At 66.1% G+C, this 12,863-nt stretch carries 9 protein-coding genes and 2 pseudogenes; 7 read left to right on the top strand and 4 right to left on the bottom strand.

Translation table 11 applies throughout. From position 1 onward, the window contains the following. Positions 1-123: 123 nt before the first annotated feature. Positions 124-873, top strand: coding sequence for a TetR/AcrR family transcriptional regulator (locus WJ35_RS27845; protein ID WP_069240480.1), 750 nt, complete (start codon positions 124-126; stop codon positions 871-873). Positions 874-943: 70 nt separating this feature from the next. Here WJ35_RS27845 and WJ35_RS27850 read toward each other — a convergent pair whose 3' ends face one another. After that, positions 944-1,432: a MarR family winged helix-turn-helix transcriptional regulator gene (locus tag WJ35_RS27850; protein ID WP_014724026.1), complete on the bottom strand. Its 489-nt coding sequence runs from the start codon at positions 1,430-1,432 to the stop codon at positions 944-946. A 195-nt stretch (positions 1,433-1,627) separates the two neighbouring features. On the opposite strand from WJ35_RS27850, the gene WJ35_RS27855 reads away from it, so the two are divergent. From WJ35_RS27855 to WJ35_RS27865, 3 genes are all read left to right on the top strand, one after another. Beyond that, on the top strand, positions 1,628-2,707 hold the full coding sequence (locus WJ35_RS27855) for an aromatic ring-hydroxylating oxygenase subunit alpha (protein ID WP_069240481.1): 1,080 nt from the start codon (positions 1,628-1,630) through the stop codon (positions 2,705-2,707). Beyond that, complete coding sequence (locus WJ35_RS27860) at positions 2,704-3,669, top strand: PDR/VanB family oxidoreductase (protein ID WP_034195528.1); 966 nt, start codon at positions 2,704-2,706, stop codon at positions 3,667-3,669. The genes WJ35_RS27855 and WJ35_RS27860 overlap by 4 nt, the downstream gene beginning before the upstream one ends. Before the next feature lie 227 nt (positions 3,670-3,896). Beyond that, complete coding sequence (locus tag WJ35_RS27865) at positions 3,897-6,092, top strand: TonB-dependent siderophore receptor (RefSeq protein ID WP_069240482.1); 2,196 nt, start codon at positions 3,897-3,899, stop codon at positions 6,090-6,092. Between the two features lie 28 nt (positions 6,093-6,120). On the opposite strand, the gene WJ35_RS27870 is transcribed toward WJ35_RS27865, so the two are convergent. After that, positions 6,121-8,043 (bottom strand): SMP-30/gluconolactonase/LRE family protein, encoded by a 1,923-nt coding sequence (locus WJ35_RS27870; protein WP_069240483.1) that lies wholly within the window; start codon positions 8,041-8,043, stop codon positions 6,121-6,123. A 329-nt stretch (positions 8,044-8,372) separates the two neighbouring features. Here WJ35_RS27870 and WJ35_RS32775 point away from each other — a divergent pair. From WJ35_RS32775 to WJ35_RS27880, 3 genes and pseudogenes are all read left to right on the top strand, one after another. Then, positions 8,373-8,447 (top strand): annotated as a pseudogene (locus tag WJ35_RS32775) (N-acetyltransferase); the annotation flags it as partial. Between the two features lie 116 nt (positions 8,448-8,563). After that, positions 8,564-9,298 (top strand): metallophosphoesterase family protein, encoded by a 735-nt coding sequence (locus WJ35_RS27875; protein WP_034195533.1) that lies wholly within the window; start codon positions 8,564-8,566, stop codon positions 9,296-9,298. A gap of 53 nt (positions 9,299-9,351) precedes the next feature. Then, on the top strand, positions 9,352-9,963 hold the full coding sequence (locus WJ35_RS27880; RefSeq protein WP_069240484.1) for an alpha/beta fold hydrolase: 612 nt from the start codon (positions 9,352-9,354) through the stop codon (positions 9,961-9,963). Positions 9,964-10,303: 340 nt separating this feature from the next. On the opposite strand, the gene WJ35_RS27885 is transcribed toward WJ35_RS27880, so the two are convergent. Then, positions 10,304-11,698, bottom strand: a complete 1,395-nt coding sequence (locus WJ35_RS27885) for a Kelch repeat-containing protein (RefSeq protein WP_196480344.1) — start codon at positions 11,696-11,698, stop codon at positions 10,304-10,306. A 253-nt stretch (positions 11,699-11,951) separates the two neighbouring features. After that, a pseudogene (locus tag WJ35_RS27890) lies at positions 11,952-12,857 on the bottom strand (CysS/YqeB C-terminal domain-containing protein); the annotation flags it as partial. Positions 12,858-12,863: the final 6 nt, after the last annotated feature.

The following is a 12,863-nucleotide window of genomic DNA, read 5'->3' on the forward strand; positions in this document are numbered from 1 at the left end:
TTTGCTCAAAACCGGTTGTCGCGCCGATTCGTTAGCCAATACTGCGGAAATTTTGTGTAGTTTCGCGCTTCGCGTGGGACGTCGTCAATAGTTTTTTGAGTGACACTCAGATATCATGGCCGGATGACAGCCGTGCATCCGACCGACATCATGACCGACACCGTGAAGGCCGAGCGCGCCGACGCGCCCCGCGCGCCCGCCGGCCGCAAATCGCAGCAGCGCGTGCAGGACATCCTGCGCGCCGGACGTGACGTGTTCGCCGAAAAGGGCTACGAGCACGCGACCGCCGCCGAGATCGCGCAGCGGGTCGGCGTGTCCGAGGCGACCGTGTTCAGCTATTTCCGCGGCAAGCGCGAGCTGTGCGCGCGCGTGATCGCGGACTGGTATGACGAAATCATCGCGGCATTCGAGCTGGGGATGCCGCAGGATGCGCCGGTGCAGCAGCAGTTCGCGTTCATCGTGCGCACCCACCTGCGGCTGATGCTCGTGAACGGCACCGGGCTGTGCGCGCTCGTGCTGTCGGAGGGGCGCGCGAAGCAGCATGCGCTGAGCGACGAGCTGACCGCGCTGCAGCGGCGCTACACGGCGCCGCTGATGGACGTGCTCGCGCGCGGGCAGGCGGCCGGCCAGGTACGCACCGACATGCCGCTGAGCCTGCTGCGCTCGATGGTGTTCGGGCCGATGGAGCACGTGCTGTGGGACGCGATTCTCGGGCACCGGAAGCTCGATACGGAAACGACGGCCGCGCAGCTGATCGACATGCTGTGGGCGGCCGTGCAGCCGCCGGCGCCGGATCAGGCGGCGCTCGTGCGGTTCAGGAACGAGGTGGCCGAAGCGATGCGCCGGCTGGAAGGACACGCGCCGGAGGCATGATGCGGGCGGCGAAGTTGTGCCGCCGTGATCCGTAGCTCGACGCGCGTGGCGCGATGGCGCCTCGCTGCCGCTACGACGCGTCCGCGGCCCGCAACGGCGCGCGGCTTTGCTCGTTGTTCAAATGGACGAACTTGCGCAACAGCCGCACCAGTTCGCGTGAGTCGTCTTCGCCCATCCCGTCGAACAGGCCCGCGCGCAACGCCTGCACCGACGGAATCAGATGCGTGAGCAGTTCGACGCCCGCCGGCGTCAACAGCAGGCGCCGCTGCCGCCGCGGCAGCACTTCGCGCACGATCAACCCTTTCGCTTCGAGGCGCGCCGCCAGATCGGCGGTCGTCGACGTGTCGAGCGCGACGCGCTGCGCCAGCGTCACCTGGTCGAGCCCGGGGCTTTCCTGGAGCATCCTCAGCACCGCGTACTGCACCGGCGTGACGTCGCGCCCCAGCTTCTCGTAGAACATCGCCACCGCGATCTGGTGCGCACGCCGGATCAGGTGTCCCGGTTCGTCGTACAGATCGAACGGGAAAGCCGGCGCGCTGGCGGGATTCGTTTTTTCCATGGATGAGTCGGTCACATAAGGCGGCGCACGCGGTCGCGCGCGCCAGCGGCATCGCGCGGCGTCGCGCCATTGGCCGGGAAAACCAGTATACCGCCCGCCTTGTCGTCGCCCATTTCGATAAGTACACTGAATCTCATTCAGTACACGAAATGAAGAAGTGCCGACCACCGGCACCGCCCCAAGGAGACGACGAACGTGTTTCTCAAGAACGCTTGGTACGTGGCATGCACGCCCGATGAAATCGACGGCAAGCCGCTCGGCCGCAGAATCTGCAACGAATCGATGGTGTTCTATCGCGCGGCGGACGGCCGCGTCGCCGCGCTCGAGGATTTCTGCCCGCACCGCGGCGCGCCGCTGTCGCTCGGCTTCGTGCGCGACGGCGTGCTCGTCTGCGGCTATCACGGGCTGGAGATGGGCTGCAACGGCAAGACGGCGGCGATGCCCGGCCAGCGCGTCGGCGGCTTTCCGGCGATCCGCAGCTTTCCGGTGGTCGAGCGTTACGGCTTCGTGTGGGTGTGGCCGGGCGATGCGTCCCGCGCCGATCCGGCCGCCCTGCCCGCGCTGACGTGGGCCGACGATCCGGCGTGGGCGCACGGCGGCGGCCTGTATCACATCCGTTGCGACTACCGGCTGATGATCGACAACCTGATGGACCTCACGCACGAGACCTACGTGCACGCGACGAGCATCGGCCAGAAGGAAATCGACGAAGCACCGCCGAAGACCACCAGCCACGGCGACGAAGTCGTCACGAGCCGCTTCATGCACAACGTGATGCCGCCGCCGTTCTGGCAGATGGCGCTGCGCGGCAACGGGCTCGCCGACGACGTGCCGGTCGACCGCTGGCAGATCTGCCGCTTCACGCCACCGAGCCACGTGATGATCGAAGTGGGCGTCGCGCATGCGGGCCACGGCGGCTACGACGCGCCGGCGGAGCACAAGGCGTCGTCGATCGTCGTCGACTTCATCACGCCGGAAACCGACGGTTCGATCTGGTATTTCTGGGGAATGGCGCGCAACTTCCGGCCCGACGACGATGCGCTGACCGCGACGATCCGCGAAGGCCAGGGCAAGATCTTCGCCGAGGATCTCGAGATGCTCGAGCGCCAGCAGCGCAATCTCGAGCAATGGCCCGAGCGCAAGCTGCTGAAGCTCAATATCGACGCGGGCGGCGTGCTGTCGCGCAAGGTGATCGACCGGTTGCTCGCCGCCGAGGAGGCGGCCGGCGCGCCGTCGGCCGCGGGTGCGGTCGTGCGGATCGAGGCGGCGTCGTGAGCGCGCCGACGCTGACCGTCCGGGTGGCCCGCAAGTGGCAGGAAGCGCGCGACATCTGCGGCTTCGAATTCGTCGCCGACGACGGTTCGCCGCTGCCCCGCTTCGACGCCGGCGCCCATATCGACGTCCATCTGCCGGGCGGCCTCGTGCGCCAGTATTCGCTGTGCAACGACCCGCGCCACGGCGATCGCTATCGGATAGCGGTGCTGCGCGACGCCGACGGCCGCGGCGGCTCACGTGCGATTCACGATGAGGTCAGGCAGGGCGACACGCTGCGCATCGGCATGCCGCGCAATCAGTTCCCGCTCGCGCGCGACGCTTCGCATCATCTGCTGCTCGCCGGCGGCATCGGCGTCACGCCGATGCTCAGCATGGCCGAACAGTTGTCCGCGGCCGGCGAGTCGTTCGACCTGCATTACTGCGCGCGCTCGCTCGAACGCATGGCGTTCGTCGAGCAGATCAATACCGCCGCGTTCCGCGACCGCACGCGCCTGCACGTCGACGACGGCGACGCCGCGCAACGCTTCGATCTCCCCGCGGTGCTCGACGCGGCGCCTGCCGGCACGCACCTGTACGTCTGCGGCCCGCGCGGTTTCATGGACGCGGTGCTGGACGCCGCACGCGCCCGCGGCTGGCCCGACGCGCGGCTGCACTACGAGTTCTTCGGCGGCGCGGTCGTCGCGTCGGGTGCGGAGCGCGCGTTCCAGGTCCGGCTCGCGAGCAGCGGCAAGGTTGTCGACGTGCCGGCGGATTGCACGGTCGTCGCCGCGCTCGCGGCCCACGGCATCGACGTGCTGACCTCGTGCGAGCAGGGCGTATGCGGCACCTGCGTGACGCGCGTGCTCGAAGGCGAGCCCGACCATCGCGATTCGTATCTGACGGAAGCGGAACAGGCCGCCGGCGACCAGTTCATGCCCTGCTGTTCGCGTGCCCGCAGCGACCTGCTCGTGCTCGACCTGTAGACGCGGCACGCGGGCGGCCATAGGCCGCCGTTCCCGATGCAGCAGACGATCGACGTGTCACCCACACGGCGGTCACTTCGCGAGCCGCGGCCGCGACGGCTTCGACGTGCGCCGTCCCACATTTACAATTGAAAACGATTCTCATTACATATATCATGCGCATCCTGCCGCGGTGACGCATTCGGACGCTGCGGCTCTTTCCTCAGCACTCCGTCATTGAACGATTCATGTCATTTCGTCGACCGCTCCGCCGCGCGCGGGCTTTGCGTCCGTGGCGCGCGGGCCTGCCTGCCCTGATCACCCTTTGCGTCGCCGGCGGCGCACACGCGCAGGCCCAGCGTGCCGCGCCTGCCTCGGCGGCCTCGGCGGCCGACGCGGCGTCGCCCGCCGCGCCGCCCGCGGCCGAACGCGAACTGCCGACGATCAGCGTCAACGCGTCGGCCGTCGCCGACCCGACCATCGGCTACCAGCCGCGCACCAGCAGCATCGCGGGCGGCGACGATCGCGCGCTCAAGGACATTCCGCAATCGATCGCCGTCGTCAGCAGCAGCGTGATGCAGGACCAGCAGGCCCGCTCGCTCGACGACGTGCTCGGCAACATCAGCGGCGTCACGCAGACCAACACGCTCGGCGGCACGCGCGACGCGTTCATCAAGCGCGGCTTCGGCTCGAACAACGACGGCTCCGTGCTCGTCGACGGCATGCGCACGCCGGTGCTGCACAGCTATCTCGCGACGATCGACCGCGTCGAAGTGCTGAAGGGCCCCGCGTCGCTGCTCTACGGCATGCAGGACCCGGGCGGCGTGATCAACCTCGTCACGCGCAAGCCGGAAGACACGTTCGGCGGCTCGATCTCCGCGACGCGCACGAGCCACGGCGGCGCGGGCGCGGCGTTCGATCTCACCGGCCCGCTCGGCAAGCCCGGCCAGGTCGCGGGCGGCACGCTTGCGTTCCGCCTGACCGGCGAATACGACACGAGCCGCTACTGGCGCACCTTCGGCCGCACCCGCGATGCGCTGATCGCGCCCGCGCTGTCGTGGCGCGACGCGAATACGTCGATCGACGTCAGCTACCAGTACGTCGACTACACGACGCCGTTCGATCGCGGCACGGCGCTCGTCAACGGCCGCCTCGACGATGCGCTGCGCGATCGCCGCTACGAGGAGGCGTGGTCGCAGAGCAGCGGCATCCAGGAGACGCTCCGCGCGCGCATCGAGCATCGCCTGTCCGACGCGTGGCGGCTGCGTGCCACCTACGACTGGGGCCGCGACCGCTACGCGCAATACATCACGCGCGCCACCGGCCTGAACGGCGCGACGGGCGCGATGATGCGCTCGTCCGACGCGAACCTCGGGCGCAATGATTCAGACCAGATCACGACGCTCGGCCTGCTCGGCAACGTGACGCTCGCGGGGATGAAGCACGCGCTCTACGTCGGCGGCGAATACGAGCGGCAGCGCAGCTTCCGCGGCGACACGATCCGCGGCAAGGCGACGCCCGGCTTCAACCTGTTCGATCCGGTCTACGGCCTGCTCGCGCCCGGCGGCACGCCGAGCAAGACGCAAAGCGACAACCTGTCGAAGGTGCACGCGTATTCGGTCGTCCTGCAGGACTCGGTGAACCTGACCGAACGGCTCACCGCGGTGGCCGGGCTGCGCTGGGAGGACTGGCAGCAGGAGTCCGGGACGGGGCGGCCGTTCGTGTTCGCGGACCGCTCGCACGGAAACGTGTGGCTGCCGCAGTTCGGGCTCGCGTACGCGCTCACGCCGGCGCTGACCGCGTACGCGAACGTGAGCCGCTCGTTCAAGCCGAACGTGTCGTCGAACGCCGCCGCGCCGCTCGCGCCGGAATTCGGCCGCGTGGTCGAAGCGGGCCTCAAGTTCAGCCTCGAGCCCGCGATCACCGGCACGCTGGCGGTCTACCAGATCGACAAGCGCAACGTCGCGGTGACCGTCGACAACGTGACGTCGACGATCGGCGCCGCGCGCTCGCGCGGGATCGAACTCGACGTCGCGGGGCAGCTCACGCGCCACTGGAGCGTGATCGGCAGCTATGCGTATACGAACGCGAACGACCGCGAGGCCAACCAGCCGCTGATCAACGTCGCGCACCACACCGGCAGCCTGTTCGCGGTGTACGACACGGCCATCGCGAACCTGCCGGGCCGCTGGCGCTTCGGCGGCGGCGCGCGCTTCGTCGGCGCGCGGCCCGGGGATACGGTGAACCGCTTCACGCTGCCCGGCTACGTGAGCGTCGACGCGTTCGCGGCCTACGAGACGACGATCGGCAAGTTCCCGACGCGCATCCAGCTCAACGTGAAGAACCTGCTCGACAAGACTTACTACCCGTCGAGCAACAGCAACCTGATCGTCGCGGTCGGCGAGCCTCGGCTCGTCACGCTGACGACGACCGTGTCGTTCTGATGCGCGGCGGCCGCGCGCCACACGCGCGTCACGGACGCCAGCGATACACGACGATGCTGGAGCCGTTGTAGTTGTCCTTCGTGATCACGTACTCGCCGGTCGAGCGGAGATATGCGCGGATTCCGTACATCGAGTCGACGTCGTTGCCGACGTCCATCGCCGCCGGGTTCGAATTCGTCAGCGTCGTGACGAGGCTGCCGGTATCGAGATCGAACACGTCGATGTTCGGCACCGTGTGCACGTAGCCGACGAACAGGTAACGGCCGGCCGCCGCGATCGATTTCGGGTTGGGGCTCGTGAGCGTGATCACCGGGTTCGGCGCGGTCGTGTTGCCGGCCTTCCAGCCGTGATAGACCTCGATGTAGCCGTTCATCGCCGTCCAGTCCCAGTTCCCCGCGAGGCCCTGCGCGAGGATCATCGTGTCGCTGTCCGACTGGTAGACGATGCGCGTGACCGGCGCGACGGTGGCCGGCACCGGAATCGTCGTCGGCTTGCCCCATGACGGCTTGCCGGTCGCGTCGAAGCCCGTCATCAGATAGTGGGTGATCGCGTTCGTGCCGTTGAGGCCGGCCCACACGTCGCCGTTGCCGTCGATCGCGAAGCCCGCGGTGACCTGCAGCGTCGTGTTGAACGGCTTGCCCGGCAGCGAGCCGGCCGGAATCGCGATGTAGCCGCTCGCCGCGTTGAAGTAGTAGAAGTTGAAGTTGCCGGGGTTCTGGCCGGACGCGACGAGAATCCGGTTGCCGCCGACCGTCACGAGCTGGCCGAAATGCTGGCCGCGCTGATAGTCCTTCATGTCGAGGCGCGGATCGCGCGGATAGGTGAACGGATCGATCGTGTTCGCGACGAACGTGCCGCCCGCGGTGCCCGTATAGATGTTGGTGCCGCTGTAGAAGAACGCGCCGTCCGTCGCCGGGTCCGGCGCGGCGATCGCCTCGAAGTTCAGCGCCTGCAGCTTCCATTGCAGCGCGCCCGCCGGACTGTACGCATGCAGGTCGGTGCTGCCGTTGCGCCCGAGGTCCCAGCCGCCGCCCCACGCGTTGTTCAGCACGTACAGGTTGCCCGCGGCATCCTTGCCGATGCCCGCGACCCGCGTGAAGCGCTTGTCGCCGACCTGCCCCTTGATGCCCGACGTGGTGTCGAGATAGCCGCCCTGCACGCCGAACGTGCCGACCTGCGCGGGCTGGCCCGCGAGCGCGTAGATCTTGATGTTCATGTCCGGGCCTTCATCGCCCACCAGCAACTGCCCGCTCGGCGCATCGAAATAAAGCGAAGCCGGCCGCGCGCGGGCCGCCATCTGGATCGTGCCCAGCGCGGTGCCGCTCGGGCTGTACTGCACGACCACGCCCGCGCTCTTGCGCGCGACCCACAGGTTGCCCGCGGCGTCGAGCGCGAGCGCGCCGGGGCCCGTCACGTTGATGTCGCGCTGCCAGACGCCGTTGGTCGTAAAGACACGCACGCGATTGCCGTAGAAATCGCTCACGTACAGCAGCGTGCCGGCCGTCGCGAGCCCGGTGATCACGTCTGCGTACTGCACGCCCGTCCACACGCTGACCGGAATGCGCAGGTCGCGGGTGTTCGTCGACCGGTTGTAGCGCCCCACCGATCCGCTGCCGAAGGTCCGGTTGTAGCCGAGCGCGACGAACAGCGACGACGCGTTGCCGGTGATGGCCCCGCCCTGGAACTCGTCGTGCAGCCCGATCGTGCCGATGCCCTGGCCGTTCTGGTACATCGCGACGCCGCCCGCGTTTTCGTCCCAGCGCGACGACGTGTAGATCACGCCTTCCGGCGCGACCCACATCGACCGCGCGCCGTTGCCGACGTGCGCGGCGATCGTGCCGAACGTGTTCGCGATCCAGTCGGTCGAGTATTGCGTCTGCGCGTGGGCGAGCGGTGCCGTGAGCATCATGCATGCCGCAAGCAATACCGCGCCGATTCGTTTCACTGACATGACTGAGGCTCCCGGACGATTGTTTGTTGATACTGTAATTCGGCGCAGATGAAACATTGGTGATTTCTGAAAAATTCCATCAAATTGTGCCGAGAATTATTTTGCGGCTTTACGTTATGCGGATGTCGCGCGCTTTGCTCGTCAACGCTGGGCGTGCCGCTACGCTACGATGTGTCGCGCCCGCATTGTGCAGGCAGAATTTTTCGGCACTTTATTCCGAATAATTCGATGCGTGCATGTCATTTTTTCTGATTTTCGCACAGCGGTTTTATCGCGCGCGGAATCGATTGAATGATTACAAATAGAAATTTAAATGAAAGAAAAAAATATTGTCGCGTGCGTCCCGGATGGTGCGCGGCGTGCCCGGCGATTTCGCGATGTACGCGCGCCTCGCGACGGACTGACGCGTCGGGCGACCGGCACCGGCCTCGTGAATGGCACTGCGCCCGCCGTCGAAGCGATTGGACGGCCCGCGGCGAATTCGCGACAATCGGCATTCCCCGGCTCGACTCGCCCCGCCATGAAAATCGCTGCGCTGTCCGACATCCACGGCAACCTCGCCGCGCTCGACGCGGTGCTCGACGACGTGCGCCGCCGCGGCGCCGACGTGATCGTCAATCTCGGCGATATCGTCTCGGGCGCGCTCCATCCGGCGGAAACGGCCGATCGCCTGATCGCACTCGATCTGCCGACGATCCGCGGCAATCACGAACGGCAACTGCTGGAGCGCACGCGCGACGCGATGGGGCTGTCCGACCGTTGGGCGCACGACACGCTGCACGAGCGCCACCGCGCGTGGCTCGCCGCATTGCCTGAACGCGCGACGCTCGGCGACGACGTGCTGCTGGTGCACGGCACGCCCGCGAGCGACCTCGACTATTTTCTCGAAACGGTGACGCGCGACGGCTGCCGCGCGGCGACGCCCGACGAAATCGCGCAGCGCGCCGGAGACGAGCCGGCGTCGCTGATCCTGTGCGGCCACACGCATGTGCCGCGCGTCGCGCGGCTCGCCGACGGCCGCACGATCGTCAACCCTGGAAGCGTCGGGCTGCCGGCCTATGCGGACGATTTGCCGTATCCGCACCGGATCGAAACCGGCTCGCCGCACGCGCGCTATGCGATCGTGTCGCGCACGCCGGCGGGCTGGCACGCCGAACTTCATACCGTCGAATACGACTGGCAGATGGCTGCCGACACGGCAGCCGCGCGCGGCCGCGACGAGTGGGCCGTCGCGCTGCGCACCGGCCGCTGCTGACGCGCCGTCAGGTCACGTTCGCCATCCTTCTTTTACTGGAAAATCACCGCCCGATGCCCGTTCCTTCGCAACTGCTTTTCCTGCCGGGCGCCTCGGGCAGCACCGCGTTCTGGCAGCCGCTGATCGACAACCTGACGCATCCGGCCGAGCGGCGCGTCGTCGCCTATCCCGGCTTCGGCGACGAGCCCGCCGATCCCGACGTCCGCGACTTCGACGGCCTCGTGCGGCGCGTGCTGCGACACATCGACCGGCCCACCGCGGTGATCGCGCAATCGATGGGCGGCGTGATCGCGCTGCGCGCGGCGCTCGACCGGCCCGAGCGGGTCACGCACCTGGTGCTGACGGTCACGTCCGGGGGCCTCGACATGCAGGGTCTCGGCGCGCAGGACTGGCGCACCGGATTCGTCGCGGCGAATCCGCACCTGCCCGACTGGTTCGTGTCGTTTCGCGCCGACCTGTCGGCTGAGCTGGGCCGGGTCGCGCAGCCGACGCTGCTGCTGTGGGGCGACGCGGACCCGATCAGCCCGGTCGCGGCCGGCCGCCGCCTGCTCGAACGGCTGCCCGATGCGCGGCTGCACGTCGTGTCGGGCGGCCAGCATGGTCTCGCCGCCGTGCATGCGCGCGCGCTCGCGCCGCTCGTCGATGCGCATCTGCAGCGGGTTTGACGCTGTGTGTTTCAGCACGCGTGGCGCGAGGTGGACGGTGTTGTGACAGCGGTGGGGCCGTGGGGCGGTGCGCTTAGTCGGGTGCGCTTGGTTCGGCGCGTTTGAATTTGCGTAAGTCAAGACCTGATGTCTCAGTCAGCGTCAGATCAGGTCTGAGATTGCTTTTGCCGTCACTTCATCAAGGGCCGTGATCGACCCACTGCGGTCACCCGTTTTTCTCCGAACCAGTCGTTCGTGTTAGCGTAGTCTCCTCCCCACCGCTCCGGGTTCTGCTGTGGCTTATCGGTTGTACATGAACGTGACCAACGCAGCGTTTCGCGAGGTGCGTCGCATCAAGTGATCAGTAGCGCAGGATTTCTGCGGAGGAGAGTGCGCTGTTATCGTTGAAATCGTCTGCCCGATAGATTCCTTGCGCCAAACGCTCTCGAAGGCCCGGCTTGGACTTGACGTAACCTCGATCCCCGCCCGCAGCGAGCACCTCACCACCGGGCAGCACGGTAAGCGTGGCCCCTATGCCCACGCCGTCGTTCATGGGCGCCGTCAGGCGCCACACACCCGTCTTTACGTCATAGATCTCTGAAGAATTAAGGTCGAGGCTTTCGTCATCAGCGCCTCGTGCCACAAGCACGTTTCCATTCGGCAACAGCACAGCGCGAGCCCCAGATCGCGCCGCGTTCAGGTTTCCCGCGGGCGACCACTGGTTCGTGACTGGATCGTAAATTTCGGCCAAGCTTCGATAAGGCCCGGGATCCTTGGCAAGCGCGATGGCCAAGTCGGTCGATGTGAAGTCCGAGCCTTTCTCCTTGACGACTTCCGCCATCGCGGCATCCAACCTCTTGGTGTCGTCGCCGGCTTTCTTGACGTCCTCGCCCCCCACGACGAGTACCTTCCCACTTCGCAGAAGCGTTGCGGAGTGACCGTAGCGCGCGTTCCTCATCGGGGCAACCGCTACCCAAGTATCTTTGACGGGGTCAAAGAGTTCAGCCATGGCGGTCGCGTCGCCGTTGCTCCCCGCCATTCTCCCGCCAACCACAAGCACCTTGCCGTTCGGCAACAGCGTGGCAGTGTGGCCCCGACGTCCAATACTCATACTGGCGGTGACTGCCCATTGGCCATCGGTGGGATTGAACAGCTCGGCCGAAGCAAAAGCGTCGTCATCCATCACGTCATCCGCGCGATGGCCGCCGGTGACAAGCACGCGACCGTCCTTCAAGACAGTCATCGTATGACCCAATCGCCCCGTCGCCATGTTCCCGACACGATTCCAAACGCCACGGGTAGGGCTATAGACCTCAGCCGAAGGCGTCGCAGAGAGGTTATTTGAGTCAGCGGCCAGCCCGCCGGCCACCAACACATTGCCATCGGCCAACAAGACCGCTTTGTGCGCTTGGCGTGGAAGCACCATGGCGCCCGCCTTGGACCATTTTGGGTGGGCGGGATCGTAAAGCTCGCTCACCGCCAGAAGACCGCCGCCTCCGGGGCCACCGAAACCACCAGCCACCAGCACCTTGCCATTGGGTAGCAAGGTTGCGGTATGCCCGTAGCGGGCGAGCACCATACGCGTCGTGGACTGCCAAACACCAGCGGTCTTGGTGGTTGTTCGCTCAATCGATGGACGATCAATATCTGCTTGCCCGACCTCGTCGGTCGCGTAGAACATAGAGACACCGGTCAACAGGACGATCCCCAGTGCCATCAAAGTGCGTCGTAATTCAGAGCTTCCCAAAGTGTTCATACGCATTATTCTGTACCGAATCGCTGGCAAACATTTCTTTGGTCATTGGACATGGTCGCACGGAATATGCTCAACTCGTCGTGATTGTCGCCGATTCCGACTGCGTGGTCGGCCGACCGCTTGTGGCCGACGACCGCCCGATGCCGCCGTCACACTGCGTTGGATCGGAGGACGGCGCGCACCGACCCCAAGCGGTCAATCGAGCCTGTGCCATCCGGACATTCAGTGCGGCTCCCATGCAGCTAACACCCATTCAGATATCTGTCGAGGGCGTGGCGATTTCGATCAGACGTTGTCCGTCGTTGCCATCCTCGACTCTCCAGCCTCGGGCGTTTAACATCTTTCGTATCTCATCGGCCTTTGCCCAATCCTTTGCCTCTCGGGCCTGAGCACGTTCACCGAGCAACACTCGGATGCTTTCCGGAATGTCAGACGCAACTGGCTTCCAATCGCGTAACCCAAGGCCCAGAACATAATCAAAGCTGTCGACAGTCGCTTTCAAGGTCGCAGATGGGAGCTCGCTCTTGACCAACTCCCATAGCACGGCCAATGCCCTCGGCAGATTCAGGTCCTCATTCACTTCGGCGTCGAAGCGCGCGGCGAAATCCGGATCGATGCGGCCACCGTCCGGCCAACCGGAATAGAGATGCCTCAGCCGGTTCAAGGCTGTCTGCGCTGCGTCAAGAGACGCCCAGCTGAAATGCAGCTTGCTCCGGTAATGAGCCGTCATGCACAGGAAACGGTAGGCAAGTGGATCGATGTTCCGAGTGCGCAAGGTCTGCAAGCGAACAAAATCGCCACTCGACTTCGACATCTTCGTGTTGGCATCGAGCGTTAGAAAATGTCCGTGCATCCAGAAGTTCGCAAGCCGCGTGCCGTGGGCCGCTTCGGTTTGCGCAATCTCGTTGCTGTGATGCACGGCGACATGGTCTTCGCCGCCGCAGTGGATATCGAACCAGACGCCCAGATACTTCGCGGACATCGCCGAGCACTCGATATGCCAGCCCGGAAATCCCCGTCCCCACGGGCTGTCCCATTCCATCTGCCGCGTTACGCCCGCCGGACTGAACTTCCATAGCGCAAAATCTGTGATGTTCCGCTTGGCACCAACTACGACGCGCTTGCCGGCCTGCAGGCCGGCGCGATCGAGCCGGGCCAGAATGAG

The organism is Burkholderia ubonensis, from assembly GCF_001718695.1.
In the GTDB taxonomy this organism is placed as follows: Bacteria; Pseudomonadota; Gammaproteobacteria; order Burkholderiales; family Burkholderiaceae; genus Burkholderia; species Burkholderia ubonensis_B.